Origin of the sequence: Saccharophagus sp. K07 (assembly GCF_014336955.1) — a bacterium.
Taxonomy (GTDB): domain Bacteria; phylum Pseudomonadota; class Gammaproteobacteria; order Pseudomonadales; family Cellvibrionaceae; genus UBA5868.
This window is the reverse complement of sequence record NZ_QRAI01000003.1, coordinates 26,933-46,626: the sequence shown is the minus strand read 5'-3', so window position 1 is coordinate 46,626 and position 19,694 is coordinate 26,933. Positions and strand designations below refer to the sequence as shown.

Genomic DNA, 19,694 nt, shown 5'->3' with positions numbered 1-19,694 from the left:
AATCCACCTTAATTTATTGAATTTATCGCGAGAGCACTTACTCATGGGTAAGAACGTTGTTGTTTTGGGCACTCAATGGGGTGACGAGGGGAAAGGAAAAATCGTCGACTTGCTGACGGAACAGGTGAAGTATGTAGTGCGTTTTCAAGGCGGTCACAACGCCGGACACACTCTGGTTATCGAGGGTAAAAAGACGGTTTTGCACTTGATCCCTTCCGGCATCCTGCACGAGGGCGTGCTCTGCCTGATCGGCAACGGCGTGGTGCTCGCGCCCGATGCATTGATGAAGGAGATCCGCGAGCTGGAATCACAAGGTGTGCCGGTGCGCGAGCGCCTGCGCCTGTCGCCCGCTTGCCCGTTGATTCTGCCGTTCCACTCGGCGTTGGACCAGGCGCGTGAAAAAGCGCGCGGCGACGCCAAGATTGGTACTACTGGTCGTGGTATCGGTCCTGCCTATGAAGATAAAGTCGCGCGCCGCAGCTTGCGTCTCGGCGACCTATTGGACAAAGAGCGTTTTGCCAGCAAGCTGCGCGAAGTGATGGACTACCACAATTTCGTTCTGGCGAATTATTACAAGGCCGAACCCCTCGATTACGACACTGTGTTGCAGCAATCCCTGGTATTGGGCGAGCAACTGCGTCCGATGATTGCGGATGTCTCCTGCATTCTCCACGCAGCGCGCGCTGCGGGTGAACATATCATGTTCGAAGGCGCTCAAGGTTCCTTGTTGGACGTTGACCACGGTACCTATCCGTTCGTGACCTCTTCCAACACCACCGCCGGTGGTGCTGCCACAGGTACCGGCTTCGGACCTCTGTATCTGGATTACGTCCTCGGTATCACCAAAGCCTATACCACCCGTGTGGGTTCTGGCCCTTTCCCGACGGAATTGTCCTGTGAAGTTGGTGAGCACCTCGGTATCAAAGGTCACGAGTTCGGCGCGACCACGGGCCGCAAACGCCGTACCGGTTGGTTCGATGCAGTTGCTCTGCGCCACGCTGTGCAGATCAATAGCGTCAGCGGAATTTGTTTGACCAAACTCGACGTGCTCGACGGCATGGACGAAGTGAAAATCTGCGTGGAATATCGCGATAAAGCGGGCAATCCGGTCGGTGTTCCGTGCGACGCGGAAGGTTGGGAGGAAGTGCAGCCGGTGTATGAAACTCTGCCGGGCTGGAAAGAAACAACTGAAGGCGCTAAAAAACTGGAAGATTTGCCGGAAAATGCGCGCCGTTATATCCAGCGCCTCGAACAATTGATCGGTGCTCCAGTAGATATTATTTCAACCGGCCCAGACCGAGTTGAAACCATTATCTTACGCCATCCATTCGCTGGTTAATTCTTTGCCCAATTTAATCGGCTGAGGATTTAATTAGGTTCTTACGAAAACCCCGGATATGTCCGGGGTTTTTTGTTGGTGCACCTCGTATCAGACTCAATAACATTCGTGAGAGATTCGGTGATGTTTTTCAGGAAGTCTGAAAAATGGAGCCAATTAAAGACCCCGGATTTAAATCCGGGGTTTTTAAAACTAAGCGGCTTTTTTTCTGCAAAGAGGCGCTGCTGCCAGCATCAATAAAAGGAAAAATCCGCTGATAGGGAAGGCGCCGGCTTGAGCGGTATTGGCATTTTGGATTTCTTCATGTTCGGAAGATTCTTCCTCAAATAAGGGTTCCAGCTCTTCGGCTGGATCGATTGGCTCCTGCTTAAACGCGAAACTGTCTAGCTCCATTTCTTCATAGGTATACCAGCCGATGTTGGCTGCGAAGGTGACTTCCTGTATACGCCCAACTCCAAATAACGGATGGCCATATTCGTAACGGATTGTCACGGTTGGATAGGTATTTCCTGCTATCGAAACATTGCCGAAGTCCACGATCTGCAAGCGGATTTCAAATTCGCTGCCGCTACCAAAACCGTCTGACTGGATACCTGTGGATGTGATTTTCTGACCTAGTTTCAGTTGATTCGGGAGATAGAGAAAATTGTCATATAGGGAGCCGCGGAAAGTACTGGAGCTCGCCCGGCTTAGCATGTAAATGCCGTCGTCGCGTATTTCATAGCGCTCGGATGTTCCATCGGTACTGATAACGGCAGTTTCATCGCGACCGCTGAGTTTGCGGATTTCCCTGATGACATAGACCAATTCATTGACGTAGGCATATTCACCTTCCTTCAATGGAAGGAAAACTGTCATATCCAAATATGGAAATTCGTCCGGCTCAGATGGATTATTACCTGTTCTAATTTCCAAAATGTTGCTGACGCCATCATTGTCGTAATCCAGTTCTGCATCTTCGGGGTTATACGGATCTAAGAACTCAAATTGAGCTTCAATATCATTGGTTAGCCCATCACCGTCTATATCATCATCACACGCGTCACCTATATTGTCGTGATCAAGATCGGCTTGGTCGGTGTTAGCAACCAAAGGACAGTTATCTCGGGAATCAGGAATTTTATCCTTGTCGGCATCTGGCGGACGATTGTCGATGGCGTCGCACGCATCACCAATTCCATCACCATCAACATCTTCTTGATTGGGATTTGAATTTGCAGGGCAATTATCCTCGTAATCAACAATGCCGTCGCCATCCAAATCGGCTGGCTCGTCTGGTTCATAAGGATAGGGATCGCAGGAATCGCCGATGCCATCTTCGTCGGCGTCCCTTTGATAGGGGTTGTAGAAAGTAGGACAGTTATCGACGTCGTCAAAAAAACCATCATGGTCGCTATCGATTCCCAAGATTAAATTATCGATGAGAAAATATTCGTCGTTGCCAAAATCAAGCGTGTGCTGCGCGCTGGAGCGGAAAGTGATGGTATGTAATCCCGCGTCAACCGAAATAAAGTTGGTTGTCCATAAATAAAATCCATCCAAAGTTGCGACTACATTTCCATCAATTAACACCTGAAGGTATCTGACAAAGTAGAGCGGGCCGATGCTGACAAATTGAAAGCTAAGAGAGGTGTGCTCTTCGAATAGAGCTGTAAAGCTAACATCGCTATGCGGTTGCAAGCTGGAGATAGGGCCTGAGCGCAGCCCATTCCCTGTGAAGCCTTGCGAAGACAGAGACCAGCGATTCTCTTCCTGCCCCAGATTGAACCAACCGGTGCCGGATTCAAAGTCCTCGACATAATGAGTTAGCGCTGTAGGCCTGTCGTCAGGGTTGTCCAGCAAAAAACCAAGAATGGCTTCAATACGATTGGAGACCCCGTCGCCGTCCAGATCCAAATCAGCGTCGGTTGGATCTAAGGGATTCAAACCGACTTGTAGTTCAATTACGTTGCTGATTTGGTCGTTATCTGCATCGGTATCACAACTGTCGCCTATGCCATCCTGATCGAAGTCGGCTTGATCCGGATTAGCAATGTCCGGGCAGTTGTCCAGAAAATCATTGACTGTGTCGAAGTCTGAGTCGGATAAATCATCCAAATCAAATGCAATGATTTGAGGTCCTTGTGCAGTCTGTTTAACCAGCACTAAATCATCATTGATTGCGAAGATGCGGACGTTTGAGGTGTCGTTCAGATCATATGAATTAATTAATTCGAAATCATTATTCCAAAATTGCAATTGTGTGCCCGAAGAATCGATCGTTACCAGTCGACCACTAATCGATGCGGCATCACTGATTGTAGAGGAAAGAGTTTCCACTATGCGGAGCGACTGAGCATTAAGTACCTGTCCGGCACCGTTTAATAGGTAGTTGCCATTGTTTATGACCCGCAGAGGCGCAACGATCTGTAGTTGATTGCCATGATAGGGCGATTCTCCTGTTTGGCCCCATTGCCCCGTGACCTGATTAACCTCCCCCCAGTCGATATCGCTGACCGGTAGTCCTACCTGGTAGTGATAGATGCGATTAAGTTCTGGATTGAAAACAAATGCCGTTCCGCTGGGGCGCTGTGAGAAATGGACAGTAATAGTACCCTGCGCATCAAAAAGATATTGAGCATTCCAAACCCCAGAATCATCGGCTGCAAAGAGAAAGTTGCCAACGGCGAGCAGGCCAGTAGAAGCTGCCGCCAAGGTAGAAAAATGCGTTTCGACGGCGTTTGGGTCGGTGACATCAAAAAAGGTAATGCGTCCGTCTTGATAAGCGATATACAAACGTTCATGCGCTGATGAATAGGTCACCCAGGTGGGCGCATTTCCCAGCCACCAACTTTCCAGGTATTTGTTTTGGCTGACAGACCAACGGAAAATACTCTGGGTTTGTTCATCCACAAGATAAATCAGATCCTCCCCATCCGTTTCAATAAATTCCGGTGTGTAGTTCGTAGTATTTGGATCTGCTGGCTGGCCTGGTTCCGGTAGGACAAAATCAGATAGGTCAAAGGTTCTGCAGGAATAATCCGCATCACCAATGAAAAACGCGGTAATGGTATTGTCCAAGCTTGCCAAATACAGCGGGGTCTGATTGATGGAAATGGACCCCAATGACAAGAATGTGTCGCTGAATAGTTCAAGTTGCCCGGCTCGAGCAACAACGGGTTTATCTCCAACAAATGTCAATGCTTCAAAGCTACCTCCCAGGCTGCCCGCATAGGTCAGATCAGAGGTGTGGTAAACAATTCCGTTATCCTCAATTAACCTTGTTTGCGAGGCGTTAAGGTAAAGCCTGCTACCAATTGGATACTCTGCGCCGTAGGGAGAGTCTAAGATTGAATCCACCGAGCCTGAATTATTCAGGCTGAATTTATAAATGTCGGGATAGAAAACGTCTGGATCGCGGGAAAAGATCGCATTTAGATCAGGTGAAACAACGAAATGTGGGCCGGCATCAAAAGTATTCGTGGTGCCGACCAGGGTTAGAGAAGCAATATCCAGATAGTGGAAGGATCTTGAGCTTTTTTCCTTGATGTAAATAAATCCGCCGAGAATGCCGATATCTGTAATAGTGTAGGGAAAATTATGCACAAATTGGCTGCTGCCATTGGCAAGATCGATCGCAAATAAGTCTCTGTTTAATCCGACATAAGCAATGCCGTTATATATTGCTAATGCGGTTGGCGCATTATCCAGACTGATGTCGGGCAGCTTTCCGCTGGTGAGATGGTAGCGCGCCAGTTTATTCGGTTCTGAATAAAGGAAATAAACGATATTATCTTTTTGAACAGTTGTAATATGCTTCGCGTGGCTGATGGGGGTGTAAAGACTGGTAATAAAGAGAAAAATAAGAAAATTAAATGGTAAACAAAAATTTTTGACTCCCGGAGGTTTACGCAGCATTTTCATCTCCTGATGATAATGTGGTGGGGGTAAATAAATGTATAACATATTTATTTTTACAAATATATCAGGCGCAAAGGTTGTTGGTCGGATTTGGTTTTTTCAGCGAATTGTAGCGAACGCTTGTTTTACGGGTAGGCGAGCTGCGCGAAATGCTGGGTGCAAGCCGCCGCTAAATCCAATAGTAAGCGCCAGGATAATTCCTTGTATAAAAACATTTGCGTTCATTTCAAATTGAAATGTGATTTGGGTAAATCCATTACCCATGGTTGATGCGGAAATCCCATCGAAAAACAAGAAGGCGATTGTCGTGCCAATGATTCCGCCTACAAAAGATAGCACCAGTGACTCAAGCAGGGTGGCAGTGAATATTGGCAAGCCGGAAAAGCCGATTGCGCGCAGTGTTGCAATTTCGCCAGTGCGCTGAGCGACGGAGTTGTACATGGTGTTCAACGCACCAGCCAGGGCGCCGAGCGACATGGTGATGGCAAGCGGCCAGCCGATATAAAAAATAAGATTTGAAATTCCTTGGGATTGCTTTTGGTAAAAGGCTTTTTCGGTTTTGACATCCAGGTTGAGGCGCTGATCGGCATTAATGGCATTGAGAATTGGATTAACATCACCTGTATTGACCAGCTTGGCCCGAACAATTTGAAAAGTGTTGCCGCGGTTGAACTGATTTTGCAGAGTGCGCACGTCTGTCCAAATTTCCCCGTCGAATATGGATCCGCGGGCGCTGAATATTCCGACCACCTGCCATTCGGTATTTCCAAGTTTGACAGTATTGCCCAGTTCAAAACCTGCGAATTCGCGCTGAATGGCTTCGCCCACGACAATTTCATTTTTCCCTGGTTCAAACATGCGGCCGGCTTTAAGGTGAATATTGGGGCGCAATTCGAGCCCTCGTTCGTCGAGTCCTCGAAATGGTAAATTGACCTTGGATTGTGAATTGCGTTGCTTGGCATCCACTGTCAAATACAGCTCGGCAGAGATCAGTGCTCCTTTGTGATCACGAGCAATTCCTGCGGACTCTGCAATAATGTTGACCTGGTCTCGAGTTAAGACGCTGGTCAGTTCCGCTTGTGAGCCGGAGCGTAACATCATGGCAAAATCATCTGAGCCTGAACCTTCGAGCGTGGTGCGGAATCCATTAGCCATGGCAAGAAAGGTGAGCAGTACCGCGACGACTACGGCAATTGCCGTAACACTTGCCAGCGACATCCAAAAACGCAGAGGAATAGTACGGAGATTCAGCAAAATTATGGCAAACATTTTTACCTCCTGGTCAGTCCGTTAACGATATTCAATTGCATGGCGCGGTAAGCAGGAACAAATCCCGTAATGAATCCCAATGCGATCATGTAAAAAACGGCTTGCAAAAAAATACTTCTGCTTAGTGATAGCCCAGGGAAAATGGCGCGGATTTGTGGTGATTGACTCATGCCGCCGACAAACATATGCGCTAATGCCAAACCAGCGAATCCGCCCAAGGCAGCGAGCAGTACAGATTCTGACAGTACAAGGCTGAAAATTTTTTGCGCGGAAAATCCTAATGTTTTATAAACAGCGATTTCCTGAGTGCGTTCGCGAACCGCAAGCGCCATTGAATTGCCAACGATCAAAAGCAGGGTGAAGAAGGCGGCGGCAACTACGGAGGTGACGATAAAGCCGATATTGCCAAATTGTTGCAGAAACGCTTTGTTGAACTGCCTCTCGCTCGTGGTTTCAGTTTCATAAAAGGAGTTGGCAAACTGATCATCGATTTTATTGATGATGTCTTCATTAAGAGCAGGATCAACGGTCGTCAGAACGACCCAGCCGATCCAATCACTGCCGAAGGTTTGGGTCTCTATAAAATATTGGTAATGGAATAGCAGAAAGTTCGTATCGGTTTGTAAGTCAGTTCCGGTGAAAATGCCCTCCACCACCATGTCCCAAACCTGGGATCCATCCGCTTTATAAAAAATATTGGACGATATAGGAATTCGGTCGCCAATATTCCAGGCGAAAGTCTGTGCCAGTTTTTCGCCTATCAGAACGCCCTGGCGATTACGCTGCCATGCACGTTTTTGCGTGGTATCTACCAAGAAAGAATCGGCATGGACCTCCAGATAGGTTTCCGGGTCGACCGCAAACCCAGCGAAATAGGTTTGTGAACCCTGTGCATAAGCGCCGAACCAATTTGCATGGGTTGCCAGTTTTACACCGTCAAGTGCGCGGATTTTTTCTACGTGGCCAAGTGGAAGAGGCTGGGTAAAGCTGATTTTATTGAACACTATCAGCCGATTATTTTCAGATGGCTCTAACCCGGCGTGCAGGGCTTTGTTCACGCTGCCCAGTACACCGAAGAGAAAAAAGGCGACCAGAATGGCAAAGGTGTTTAGCAGTAAATGCGGTTTATCGCGCGTCAGATTTTTAACGATCAGATAAAGGTTAATCATGCTGCAGTCTCCAGATCCGTAAATATGCCTTTATCGAGGTGCAGCTGGCGGCTTGAATATTTCGCCACTTCTGGATCGTGCGTCACCATGATGATGGTTTTATTAAATTCGCGATTCAGTGTTTGCAGCATTTCCATAATTTGCGTCGCAGTGGTGCGATCCAGGTCGCCAGTCGGCTCATCGCACAAAACAATATCCGGATCCGTCACTATGGCGCGGGCAATTGCAACCCGCTGTTGCTGGCCACCGGATAATTCACGTGGATAATGCTTGGCCCGCTCCTGCAATCCGACCAAGGTCAAAGCCGCATTTACCCGTTTTTTGCGCTCCGCGCGGCTCAGATTTTTTAACAATAATGGCAATTCCACATTACGCTCGGCGGATAGCATGGGCATAAGGTTGTAAAACTGAAAAATAAAACCCACGTGGTCGGCCCGCCATTTGGCCAGCTGGCTTTCACTAAATTGCGCAATATCCGTGTGTTGAAAAAAGAGCTGCCCATGTGTCGGTTTGTCGATCCCACCGAGCATATTGAGCAGGGTGGTTTTTCCGGACCCGGAAGGACCCATAATGGTAATAAATTCGCCTCGCTTTATATGCAAGCAAAGGTTGTCAAAAATAGTGATCTTTTGTTTACCCCGGCTAAATTCTTTATGAACGTTGTGTAATCTAAACAGATCATCATTCATTGTTCAGTTCCTCCGGCTAAAAAACTGACTTTTACGCCCATCTCAGGCAGGATCTTGGAGCTTTTTTCCAGTATGCGAATGCGCACGCGCACAGTGCCTTTAGCGCGATCCGCGGTGGGAATAAGGGTGATGACGCGTGCGGGAATTTTCCAATCGGGATACGCATCGAGAACCGCCGCTACGGGTTGTCCTTGATATACGCGGCCGATGTAGGCCTCATTGACGTCGACCTGAATTTCCAGAGAATCCATATCGACGATGGTGCATATGCCCGTACGGGTAAATCCGCCCCCGGCGGAACTCGGCGCAATGATTTCTCCTGCCTGGGCATTTTTCCCTGTAATGATTCCAGCAAATGGCGCTCGGATTACATAATTGTGCAGGAGGCTTTGCTGTTGCGCGACTTGAAAATGCGTCGCTGTTAATTCTGTTTCTGCGCGACGAATCGAATTTCTTAATTTTGCTGCATGAGTTTGTGCGCGGGTGAGTTGGGATTCACTGGAAAAGTTTTTAAGATTTTCCAGACGCTGCAGTTCACGCACAGCAGCCGCATATTCAATACGCAAGCCATCAAGAACTGACTCCTGAGTTGCAACTCTGGTTTTGGCCAGATCGAATGCAATACGCGCCTGGGAATCGTCGATGCGGGCGAGAACCTGTCCCTTTTCAACGGACATGCCTTCTTCGACATCAACGCTGACAAGCAAGCCCATGACCTGTGCAGATACAGTGGCGATCTGGCGTGCAGTGATATAACCGGAAGCGTTGAGAATATGGCTTGTTGTATTCGAATGATTGGATTCGGGGGGAGCGGTAATTGAGCTGACGTTATCGAGAGCGTCTACAGATGGATTTTGCGTGCTTGACGTTAGAACCTGCCAAGCCAGCGTGCCGGCTAGAACACTACCTATGGCAACCGGCCAAAGCCTGGGACTTTTTTGGGCTGTGTTGCTGCTATTGTCTAAACGCAACTGCTGCAATAGTGCCTTGCTGTCCATCATATTCACACACCTTTTCCGATGGTGAAAATGTCGCACAAAGACAGCACCAGCCACCATGCACGCCTGTCATGACTTCAGCATGACAAACGTCATAATCTTTTGCTGGTCAAATTTCCATAAGTGATTTGACGGATAGAGCCGCAGGGGAATTTCGGCTAGTCTTAGGAGAGGTTCATTCGGAGGTTTTATGGTTGTCGGTGGTGGTTGGAAGGCGGTTCGCAGTGTACTGCGTTACAGCTCGCGTATTGGCCCTTTTAAACTCTTGCAAACGCTGCGTTCGAAGAATGCCTGTAAGGCCTGTGCCTTTGGCACCGGTGGGCAAAATGGTGGATTTTGGAACGAGGCGCGGCACGGTATTGAAATCTGCAATAAAAATATTCAGGCCCATTTGAGCGATATACGGCCTGCCATCCCTGTGCCGTTGTTTTTGCAAAAATCCATTGCGGACCTCTCGCAACTCAGTGGTAAACAACTGGAAGATCTCGGTCGTTTGACCATGCCGCTTTATAAGGCTGCTGGTGATTCCCATTACCGACCGATGGATTACGATGAAGCACTGCAGATTTGCGCTGACCGTTTGCGCAAAACCTCGCCGGAGCGCAGTTTCTTTTACGCTTCAGGCCGCAGTTCCAATGAGGCCGCATTTTTATTGCAGCTGCTGGCGCGGTTATACGGCACCAATAACGTCAATAATTGCAGTTATTACTGTCACCAGGCTTCTGGTGTTGCACTTGGTGAAACCATTGGTACGGGCACAGCAACGGTTCAGTATGGTGATATCGAAAAAGCCGATTTAATTTTTGTCTTCGGCGCTAATCCGGCCTCCAACCATCCCCGTTTTGTCAAAACCCTGATTCACCTGCGCCGCCGCGGCGGTACGGTAGTAGTGGTCAATCCGGCTAAAGAACCGGGAATGGTGAGATTTGCTTCGCCGAGCGATTGGCGCTCTATGATGAAGGGTGGCGAAAAAATCGCATCGGAATATGTGCAGCCACATTTAGGTGGCGATTTGGCGTTTATTCAAGGCGTTGCCAAAGCGGTATTGGAGCAGGGCGGGCAAAATAGGGAATTTATTGAAAATCACACCGCGGGATTTTATGGATTTGCCCAAACGCTTTCTCAATTCAGTTGGGAGGAAATTGAGCGCAGTTCCGGTGTGGAGCGCAAAATCATCGAAAAAATCGCCGATATTTATTGCCGCTCGCAAAATTGCATTTTTACCTGGAGCATGGGACTGACGCACCACACTCACGGCGTCCATACGATTCAAGCACTGGTAAGCCTGGCATTGTTGCGCGGCATGATCGGCAAGCCGGGTGCTGGTTTGTTGCCGTTGCGCGGCCACAGCAATATCCAGGGTACTGGCTCCATGGGTTTTACGCCAGAGCTGAAAAAAGCCATTGAAGTAAAATTGGAACAGACGCTCGGTCATACTCTGCCAAAGCAACGCGGCTTGGACACTATGGCGTGTATGCACGCAGCAGCCAATCAGGAAATCGATGTTGCCATAATGTTGGGCGGAAATTTATTGGCGTCCAATCCTCATACGGCATTTGCCACTGCAGCGCTCAATAAAATTCCATTTAAATGCTTTTTTAGCCCCACTATCAATATGAGCCACGTACACGGCGTGGAGCAGGAAGTAGTGATATTCCCGGTACGCACGCGCGATGAAGAGCAGCAGGGCACAACCCAGGAGTCCATGTTTAATTTTGTACGCTTAAGCGATGGCGGCATCAACCGATTTGCCCAGTTGCGATCGGAAGTGGAATTGATTTGTCGTCTGGGTGAATTATTGATTGATCGCGCACGTCTGGATTTTTCTATCTTCCGCAGCCACGAGAAAATCCGCAAAATGATCGGCGATGTTATTCCCGGCTTTGGCAAAATTACCGATATCGATCAAAGCAAGGAAGAATTCCATATCGAAGGGCGCACTCTGCATACGCCGGTATTCAATACTCCGGATAAAAAAGGCCATTTTTTTGCGCATCCACTGCCGGTGCGTGAGGAAGGGGTATTTTATTTGACGAGCGTACGCAGTGAAGGGCAGTTTAATTCGATTATTTATCACGAATACGACACTTATCGTGAGCAAACAGATCGTTGGGTGGTGTTGATGAATCCGACTGATATGGCCAGACAGGGTTGGAAACCAGATCAAAAAGTGGATTTGGTCACACCAGTAGGGAAGATGTCCGGCGTTAAGGTAAAACCTTTCGAGATAAGACCGGGCAATTTAATGACGTATTATCCGGAAGCGAACGTTCTGATCAGCAATCATGTCGACCCGCACAGCAAAACGCCCGGATTTAAATCGCTGCCAGTCTTTGTTATTCCCGCTGTATAAAACCATTATCTCAATGGGCTTGTGATAGGTATCACAAGCCCTGCATCCTATTGTCGGTCATTAAACAAATTGAGGTAAGTTAACCTGGTACCCGCTCTGTGATTCAAAGAGATTGGGTATCTCTCCCGAGAGTGCGTTCTCTGATGGCGGGTTAAGAATAATGAATGACCGCCTCAGGGCGGCATAGGGAGCTTCGTCATGCAGCTTTACAAAGTTTGGCTGCCGTTTTTCTTGTTGATCAGTTTGGCGGCCTGTAAATCGGACGATACCAATTCGAGTTCGTCATCCTCCAGTTCTTCCAGCTCGTCCAGCAGTTCGGGTGTGTTTGAAGGTTCGGAAGAGCAACGGAATTTCTTGACGTGGAATACGGATTTTCTTCGGGCTCACGACCACGGAAATGGCCGGCAATTACAGATTTTCAAAAATCAACAAGTTGTTCTTGCGCCCTCTTCGCAAGCAAATTTCTCGGATTTTCTGCAAAAATTTGACTTGATTTTGCCGGGGCATAATTTCGAAGTGGCTTTAAAAAAGCTCGCGGCGGCCTTTATGTTCGAGATTATGGCTGCAACAAATGGCGTTCGTCCTGAAGAAGAAATTCAATGGCCTCGAGAAGTTACGCCCGGTGGATACCGACTTTTTAGACAAGGCGTAGCAGATACTCGGCATTTATATGTCATAGATCAAACCCTCACGCTCTCATCGAGCGACTGCCAAGGGCAAAGTTGCAAGGTGGTGGTCCAGGCAAACGTCGAGCTGGGTTCCTCTGTGACGGGCACCTATACACTAGACGAAAGCCAAACTGACGTCATTTTTAAATACATATTCGATAAGGGCAGCATTCAAATAACCGGTTTATACATCGAAAATCAGGGGATTTCACTTCAGTTTACTGGCAATCTCGCAATAACTTTCGAAAAGATACTGACTGAGCATCTCACCGGGCCAGGTTTGGGATCCGAAGTCTTCACCAATATCTGGGTTTATCCTGAAAAGCTGGATATTTACGGCGCTACGCTGTCCTATAACGGCTTTATTGTTATTGCCAACTCAGATACAGCACAGGAGACGGTTTTGGATCTTAATGTGGCAGCGATATTAGAGCCCAATGTGGTTCTGGTATCTCTGCCCAGCATCACTCCTACTTTTGATTTTTCTGTTCTGTTTTCAAATGTGGACCAAAGTATTCAGCTGTTATCAGAGATCAAGTTGGAAGAGCAGAACCGCAGTGTAAACGCGGGTTTTGAAGGCTACTTGGTTATCCCAAAAGGCCAGCATGCTTTGGCAGATCTTAAAAAAGATTGGCGATCGCTTTGGATTAATAACCCGGATTGGTCATCGCGACTTGGATTTGTCAAAGCGAGATTCAGCGGCACCTACGCTGAAAACGACGATGAAATATTAAAAGTCAGTTCGGATCTGGAAGTGTTTCTTCTTGAGAAGAATCACTATCAAGTGACCACTGCGGAGCAGGTTCTTAATCATGAGCATATCCGGGAACTAAGCGGATCTTGGCTGAAATTGGATGCGCAGGGAGAGGATATATCTATAACAGTTTCCCATGGTGCTGACGGAAAACTGCAAGGCTATATCAGCGGCGATCCTCCACTTCAGATCAATAAAGATAATTTTGCCGAGTGGTATCAGGCAGAACAAAATTAGATTTCAATAGGGAGTTTATAGGTAGGGAAGCAAGCGGAGAAGCTATATCAAAGTTGGGTCGAGAAATACAGGCACTTTTGAAATGGCTTTTAGAAAAAGTAGGTGAATCTGTAGGACCTCCCAATGTGGAGAATGATTCATCGGGGTAACGATAAAACATTTCAAAACCACAACCCTTTGATACTGGGAGGCAGTATATGAAATACCTTAAATTTACTTTGGCATTGCTGATATGGATCAGCATGTCGGCGTGTAGAGATACGGATACAACATCCAACGGCTCTAGTTCATCGAGTTCCAGTTCATCAAGCTCGAGTGCGTCCAGCAGTTCTGCTTCATCCAGCAGCAGCTCCAGTTCATCCAGTTCGAGTTCGGGGCGTGTGGATTTATCGTCATTTGTCGAGTGGAATCGAAACCTGCAGAGTTCCTATATTGTCGGTAATGCTCGCCATCTGATACATCTCGATGCGCACGAGTGGCTGCTGGATCAGAATCGCGTCTCTGGATATAGGCGCATTTTATCTGGCCTGCTTGCTGACGATATCCAGGTTGAGCAGAAAATTATTAGTCTTTCTCCGGTATTGCTGCAGGATTTTTTGGATCACCTTTTAACTGAGCTGCAGAAATTTCCCTTTCCTACGGACGGTAGTGGATTCCAATTGGCAGTCGATTATCAAAGGGATGGCGAAGTGGTAGCCAACGATACTATTTGTTTTTCCTCCGATTGCAGGGTTTATGTTCAGGCGGATATTCGTTTTACAGCGGATTTTCCACCGGGCTATCTCGAGCAGATACCGCGTTACCAAATACCATTTCCCAATGTGGTTTTAAGCATCAATAAATTGCGCCTGGTGCGGCCAGCAAGTTCTTTGGAACTGGAAAAGCCGGTGACCATTCACTTTGATGTGTTCGATTATCCACCACCCGGAAGCAGTGATGGCAATGCGCCTTTGCCGGATGCAAAATTGGAAGCGCGCGGATTATCCATTCCAGATGCGGCAACATTCGTCATCCGAGATACGGAAAAACCCGAAGATCATTCCATTAAATTCAGTGTAGCGGCACCTGCGCCGATTGAACTGATCAGTCTCAACTTGAATACCAATGTGCTGACTCTGAGTGCGCACCAAAGTCCTGTTGTTGGCAAATTGGAGTTTAATCAGGGCAGTGATCGTGTTCTGTTGGATTATGCACTGGATTTAACGGCGAGCGATTTGAGCCGCGAAATGAACAATGTGCTGCAAGAATTCACCAGTCTATGGATGGATAATCCTGGCTGGGACGGAGCCAAATCGAGTTTCGAAGGCGAATTAAATTATCTCGTGGTGCTCGATGGTGAAACGCTGTTGACCAGTCGCTATGGGGTATCTGCCGGTACTGAAGAACTCAATGAGCATACCCTTAACTATCAGGACCGGGAATACCGTCAGACCTACTCGCGCAGTAATTCCAGGGTTCAGTGGTTGAAAGGTCGGGATGAAGCGCGGGGTTTGAATTTGAATATTGTCTACGCGGATAACTTAGGTGTGATCGAGGACGATAATGGCAATGCTCTAGCAGAGATTACCTTCTCGTTCTGGAATTGGATACTGCGGTATTTGCCGTAACATTGGCAGACAGTGGCCCTCGCGGCCACTGTTTTATTAGTTTGTCTAATTCTATTCAGTAATCAGTTCCAAACGCCGGAAATAAAAAAACTTGGCCAGTATGATATCCGGTATGGAAGTAATGCGGGTGTTGTAGGCTGTTGCCGCGTCGTTATAACCCTGCCTTAAGAGTGCAATTTCCGTTTCTCCGTCGCTGATCACCGTCATTAACCGTTGCATCAATTCCCGGCTTTTAAGATCCGGATAATTCTCGGCGACCGCACGCAATAATCGCTGAAAGGCTTTTTCCTGGCGTAAATATTCCGCTACCTTTATTTGGTTCCCTTGGGTTTGTGTCAGGGCAGCGCGTAGCAGCGACAATTTTTGCAACAGATTACGCTCATGCTGAAGTACAGTTTGCGCAGTTTTTGCCAGGGCGTCGATCAGGTCTTTGCGTTTTTTTAGCGATACATCGATGTTGGCCCAATTGCGCAAAGCGCGCTGGCGTAAAAAGATCAGATCGTTGTAATGCAGGATCAGCATGATCACCAGCATATAAATGGGAAGTACGGCAGCCGCAATTAGAGAATCCAGCGGTGAAAAACTGCCGTGGATGCCAAACGCCAACATGACCGCAAGCAACACACCGCTGACTGCAGCACAAAGCGACAACATGCTGCTGCTCGCTTTGCTTAACATCACTTCCTGCTCGGCATAATTGCTCAAAATAAAAGGCTCTTTCATGTCCCCTGCGCGCAGCATCAAGCGGTCTGGCTGTGCCGGATCTATAGCCGCGACTGCCACTGCATATATTGGATCGCCCGCTTTCAACACCGCCTGGGTGTAACGCAATTTGCCCACAGTTTTGCGCGTGACATGGCGGGTGATGACCTCTGCATTATCTGCTTGAACAGGCAATTGGCCTTCGGCATCGCGCACAAAAAATGGCGCATTGCGAATTTCTCGTTCCAGCGGATGCCAGCGTGCATTTTTTCCTGCGCCGCGTTTTTCTTCTTTTTTGTAGAGATACCAAAGACATTTGGTGGCGAAATATGGTGTGGTCAACAATTCCGCACCTTCGGCCGGCTGAATTTCTCCGCAGATTTCCGTCAGGCCGCAACTGACACCGCGAGTTGGAGAGGTAGTGAGATTTTCGATAAGTCGTTTAACGCGAATCGTCCGCAAGGCAGTCCACGTGAAAATTAACGCGACCAGGGCGGCGATTGTCATGGCAATCCACGGGAGTAAACCAGGCAAGTGCGTTTGCGGAAATTCGGCGAGTTGGCGACGGATTTCCACTTCGTCTTCGGGATCCATTCCTTTTATAGGTGCGGGTGGAGTCAGTTCCCAAACCGGCAATAACCAGCGCTCCGGTGCAGAATTCATTTGCACAGCCAAACGTTGTTGGTTGATTGCCAGATACCGCTGATAAGCACGCAGGCGTTTTTCATCCTCAGCGGAGAGATTGGCTTGTGCCAGAGATTGCCAACCGTCCCAAGTCAGACCCTGCGCGTTAAAAAGCGCAGCCGCTTGGGATTCGGCGGCAGCATTTTGTTGGTGAAAGCGCTCGATGCCGCTGCGCAAATCAGCGCGGATCATCAGCAGGGAGAGATGAATCAGCGCGACCATTTGCACCACGCCGAGCAGGCTGACAAAAGCCAAAATCCGGTGCACACCGAGCACATGCGCCAGCGCAAAAACCGCAATCGCTAAGCAGGAGAGCCCGCCCCATAAAGTCCATAAACCGCTGTTGCCAAAACGGCTTTGCGAGCTGGCCTGGGAATAATGGGAGAGAATCGGGTTGTACGCGCCCTGCCGGTCAAAATGCAGGGCCATGCCATGTTCAGCCAACTCGGCTTTGCCGAACACGAAAACCTTATCGCCGGGTTCCAGGCGCCATTCGGTGTGGCGGATATCGCCATGGGTTTCGACAAACGACTGGCGCAACGACCACTGCACGGCGTCCGCGTGGTCGGCGATGCGCACGCGCAGATGGCCGGATAAGTCTTCCAATAAAAAATCGACGCCGTCGGTATGACGGAACTCAGTGCGCCACTGGGTTTTGCCGTCGCTGTCGACAGTCTTGCGTTCGCGGGTGTAGTGATAAAACAGACTGGGTGTCTGGGTGTAATAACTGCCCGTGGTGTGCTGGTCGACAACCGCTGTAGCGTTAAGTGTGACTTCTCCAGGTAACACATAGGCAGCTTGCGCCGCTGGCACGCGCTCGAGTTGGCGCAGTGCCTGAATTTTGCCGAAGCCTGTTTGCAGCAGCCATCCGCCGAGCGCCGCCGCTGCTACTAGCAGGGCGAGATAACCCAGCTTTTTTAGGATCATTTACCACTTATCCTCTACAGGGATTTCTTTTTCCCGAATCAAACTGCTGTCAGCCCAGTTTGTCGCGAAACATAAAATATACGGCGCCCAGCATACACAGGCCCGCCCATAAATAATCCAGCTTTAAAGGTTCTTTTAAATAAAAAATCGCAAAGGGCACAAATACGGTGAGGGTAATGACTTCCTGGGCGATTTTAAGTTGTCCAACGCTCAGCACCGTATAACCGATGCGATTGGCGGGAACCTGAAATAAATATTCCACCAGTGCAATGCCCCAGCTCACCAGAGCGGCAATCAACCAGGGTTTGTGGTTGAGTTCTTTTAAATGAGCGTACCAGGCGAAAGTCATAAAAATATTGCTGCAAAACAGCAGGCCTACGGCAGTAATAATCGGATGCATAAGTAGTGGTGGAGAAAAAGGTGGAGTGAGGAGCGGGGTAAATACTGGCCAGCGCTTTGTCGGGTGTCAAGCGCTGGCCAGCGGAGGGGTTATTTCAAGGATCTAGGGATGCGGTTTAGGGGTTAAGAATGGCCGCAGTCACATAAACCAATGGGGCGTTCCAGTTGATGGTGACTTCGTTGGTGGAGTAGCTGCACCAGGTATCCAGGTAGGATTTGGCCGGTATCTTGGACGGATATCCGGGGCATTCATCTTGCTGGCCATCGTGCGGGCCGCCGACCAGGAAGCCGGGCACTGGATCGGCTATACCATCCGCGCGTGATTGACGGTGGTGGATGTCCTTGGGCGATTTGTGGCCGAAGCCGGTGACGAAGGAGTAATCCGTCGCATTGCGGCCCAACACATAATCCAGCATCGCGTAGGCAGCGTTGTAATAGGATACGTCTTTGGTCAGACGGTAAGCCTGCAACAACATCAAGGCCTGGTTCATACCGCCACTGTTGGAGCCCCAGACGAAATCGTCTTTGGTCAGAGAGACGCCGTAGGCGGAGCTCTGCTGCAGGCCCCTCAGGTAATTGGCGGTTGAAAGCAACGCATTGGTCACCTTCTGATAGTCCGTAGAGCTCAGCTTGCCCTGGCCGTGAGTCGCCAGAGAGATGTAACCCAGAGCTCCGACGCCACCCCACCAAGGCGCATAAGCAGGTGCATCCGCCGCCCAGAATTCGTTGAGATAGGACTGCTCGCCGGTTTGTAGATACAGCTCCGCCGCTGCCCAGGCAAATTCGTCGTTGAAGGTGAGGTCGCCGTATTCACCGGTTTTGATGTCGTTGGGCTGGCGATAGGGGACGTTGGCGTTGGCTTTCGCCCAGTTCCACGCTTTCACTGCGGCGCTGGCGTAAGCGGCGGATTTGCCCGGGAACTGCCCTTCATAGTCCGCCAGGACGCGGCTTGCCACCGCCATGACGGCGGCGAAGTTCAGCGTGGCAGCGGTTGTCTTCTGCACCACATAGCGCTGTGAGTTGGTGCGGTCAGGCATGACTTCGCCAGCGAAGTTCTGGGTCGTCAGCTTGTGGTACACGCCGCCGTCCAGATCCTGCATTTTTTCCATCCACTCGACGTTCCACATAATTTCATCCAGCAGGTCGGGCACTGAGTTGCTGGACTCGGGAATATTGTGGTTGCGCGTCTGATAGAAACGGGAGAAGTGCTCGTAGGCGATCAGCAATGTGTAGGTCGAAATACCCGAGTTGACTATGTACTTGTTGTAATCCCCGGCGTCGTACCAGCCCTTGGGTGCAGAGATCACAGTGCCAGTCGGGCGCTGCGCGGTTGCGGCAGAGCTGTGGACCTGCACGTTGGTGTCGGGGTGACCGGCGGCGCGCGCCCATTGGCCAGCATATTGCGCGGTGAGGGCGGTACTGGCGCGGTTGAAGTAATAGGCTTTTGCCGCAGCGTCGTGCAGATCGTTGAACACGTCTTTATCGATGCGGAAAGAGTTGGAATCCGCCAGACCGGCAACGCGGATGCGGTAGGTGCCCGGCGTGCTGAAGGAAGAAAAGTCCGCTTTGCGCACGTTTTCCTGCGATGGCTCCCAGGTGGCTGCGGCGGACAGGTTGCCGCTAAACACCGTATTGTTCTGGCCGTCGATCAAAGCAAAGGTGGTCGCGCCTGTATTGGGCACAATCGCAACTTTGGGACCTGCTGGCAGGAAGCCGAGCTGATTGACCTTGATCTTGTCGTTGGAGGGAATCACCACTCCACTTGAAGAGCTGGAACTGCTCGAGCTGCTGGAAGAGCTTGAGCTGGATGAAGAACTACTGGACGAGCTGGAGCTGCTCGAAGAACTGGAACTGCTGGAGGATCCGCCCGGATTACCACTGCTGGTATCGGATCCGCAGGCGGTCAGCCCGATACAGGATCCGATGATCAACGCGCTTATTATTCTCATTTCTGCCCCTTTCAGTCAGAAGAACACTATGGAAGGGACAGTGTACCGGT

General features: G+C 49.4%; 12 protein-coding genes. 4 read left to right on the top strand and 8 right to left on the bottom strand.

Going from position 1 to position 19,694, the window contains the following annotated elements:
• The first annotated feature begins 43 nt into the window (after window positions 1–43).
• Window positions 44–1,339, top strand: a complete 1,296-nt coding sequence (locus DWB84_RS09930) for an adenylosuccinate synthase (RefSeq protein ID WP_187409649.1) — start codon at window positions 44–46, stop codon at window positions 1,337–1,339.
• A 192-nt stretch (window positions 1,340–1,531) separates the two neighbouring features.
• Here DWB84_RS09930 and DWB84_RS19360 read toward each other — a convergent pair whose 3' ends face one another.
• From DWB84_RS19360 to DWB84_RS09905, 5 genes are all read right to left on the bottom strand, one after another.
• Window positions 1,532–5,236, bottom strand: a complete 3,705-nt coding sequence (locus tag DWB84_RS19360) for a thrombospondin type 3 repeat-containing protein (RefSeq protein ID WP_222868128.1) — start codon at window positions 5,234–5,236, stop codon at window positions 1,532–1,534.
• A gap of 102 nt (window positions 5,237–5,338) precedes the next feature.
• Window positions 5,339–6,508: an ABC transporter permease gene (locus DWB84_RS09920; RefSeq protein WP_187409648.1), complete on the bottom strand. Its 1,170-nt coding sequence runs from the start codon at window positions 6,506–6,508 to the stop codon at window positions 5,339–5,341.
• A gap of 2 nt (window positions 6,509–6,510) precedes the next feature.
• A complete protein-coding gene (locus DWB84_RS09915) occupies window positions 6,511–7,677 on the bottom strand; it encodes an ABC transporter permease (protein ID WP_187409647.1) in 1,167 nt (388 codons plus the stop codon).
• Complete coding sequence (locus tag DWB84_RS09910) at window positions 7,674–8,366, bottom strand: ABC transporter ATP-binding protein (protein ID WP_187409646.1); 693 nt, start codon at window positions 8,364–8,366, stop codon at window positions 7,674–7,676. Before DWB84_RS09910 ends, DWB84_RS09915 begins: the two co-directional genes overlap by 4 nt.
• Window positions 8,363–9,367, bottom strand: coding sequence for an efflux RND transporter periplasmic adaptor subunit (locus tag DWB84_RS09905; RefSeq protein ID WP_187409645.1), 1,005 nt, complete (start codon window positions 9,365–9,367; stop codon window positions 8,363–8,365). The genes DWB84_RS09910 and DWB84_RS09905 overlap by 4 nt, the downstream gene beginning before the upstream one ends.
• A 187-nt stretch (window positions 9,368–9,554) precedes the next feature.
• On the opposite strand from DWB84_RS09905, the gene DWB84_RS09900 reads away from it, so the two are divergent.
• The 3 genes from DWB84_RS09900 (at window position 9,555) to DWB84_RS09890 (ending at window position 14,983) form a co-directional block, all read left to right on the top strand.
• The gene (locus DWB84_RS09900) at window positions 9,555–11,717 is read left to right on the top strand and encodes an FdhF/YdeP family oxidoreductase (protein ID WP_187409644.1); all 2,163 of its coding nucleotides are present in this window, start codon (window positions 9,555–9,557) and stop codon (window positions 11,715–11,717) included.
• 321 nt (window positions 11,718–12,038) lie between these two features.
• The gene (locus DWB84_RS09895; RefSeq protein ID WP_187409643.1) at window positions 12,039–13,376 is read left to right on the top strand and encodes a hypothetical protein; all 1,338 of its coding nucleotides are present in this window, start codon (window positions 12,039–12,041) and stop codon (window positions 13,374–13,376) included.
• A 197-nt stretch (window positions 13,377–13,573) separates the two neighbouring features.
• On the top strand, window positions 13,574–14,983 hold the full coding sequence (locus DWB84_RS09890; protein ID WP_187409642.1) for a hypothetical protein: 1,410 nt from the start codon (window positions 13,574–13,576) through the stop codon (window positions 14,981–14,983).
• 51 nt (window positions 14,984–15,034) lie between these two features.
• On the opposite strand, the gene DWB84_RS09885 is transcribed toward DWB84_RS09890, so the two are convergent.
• The 3 genes from DWB84_RS09885 to DWB84_RS09875 form a co-directional block, all read right to left on the bottom strand.
• Window positions 15,035–17,296, bottom strand: coding sequence for a LemA family protein (locus DWB84_RS09885; protein WP_187409641.1), 2,262 nt, complete (start codon window positions 17,294–17,296; stop codon window positions 15,035–15,037).
• Between the two features lie 49 nt (window positions 17,297–17,345).
• Complete coding sequence (locus tag DWB84_RS09880; protein ID WP_187409640.1) at window positions 17,346–17,696, bottom strand: DMT family protein; 351 nt, start codon at window positions 17,694–17,696, stop codon at window positions 17,346–17,348.
• A gap of 115 nt (window positions 17,697–17,811) precedes the next feature.
• A complete protein-coding gene (locus DWB84_RS09875; RefSeq protein WP_187409639.1) occupies window positions 17,812–19,644 on the bottom strand; it encodes a glycoside hydrolase family 9 protein in 1,833 nt (610 codons plus the stop codon).
• Window positions 19,645–19,694 lie beyond the last annotated feature (50 nt).

Coding starts and splice junctions, on each gene's coding strand:
- DWB84_RS09890 (WP_187409642.1), top strand. CDS start 13,574: ATGAAATACCTTAAATTTACTTTGGCATTGCTGATATGGATCAGCATG.
- DWB84_RS09910 (WP_187409646.1), bottom strand. CDS start 8,366: ATGAATGATGATCTGTTTAGATTACACAACGTTCATAAAGAATTTAGC.
- DWB84_RS09900 (WP_187409644.1), top strand. CDS start 9,555: ATGGTTGTCGGTGGTGGTTGGAAGGCGGTTCGCAGTGTACTGCGTTAC.
- DWB84_RS09880 (WP_187409640.1), bottom strand. CDS start 17,696: ATGCATCCGATTATTACTGCCGTAGGCCTGCTGTTTTGCAGCAATATT.
- DWB84_RS09875 (WP_187409639.1), bottom strand. CDS start 19,644: ATGAGAATAATAAGCGCGTTGATCATCGGATCCTGTATCGGGCTGACC.
- DWB84_RS09905 (WP_187409645.1), bottom strand. CDS start 9,367: ATGATGGACAGCAAGGCACTATTGCAGCAGTTGCGTTTAGACAATAGC.
- DWB84_RS09930 (WP_187409649.1), top strand. CDS start 44: ATGGGTAAGAACGTTGTTGTTTTGGGCACTCAATGGGGTGACGAGGGG.
- DWB84_RS09885 (WP_187409641.1), bottom strand. CDS start 17,296: ATGATCCTAAAAAAGCTGGGTTATCTCGCCCTGCTAGTAGCAGCGGCG.
- DWB84_RS19360 (WP_222868128.1), bottom strand. CDS start 5,236: ATGCTGCGTAAACCTCCGGGAGTCAAAAATTTTTGTTTACCATTTAAT.
- DWB84_RS09920 (WP_187409648.1), bottom strand. CDS start 6,508: ATGTTTGCCATAATTTTGCTGAATCTCCGTACTATTCCTCTGCGTTTT.
- DWB84_RS09915 (WP_187409647.1), bottom strand. CDS start 7,677: ATGATTAACCTTTATCTGATCGTTAAAAATCTGACGCGCGATAAACCG.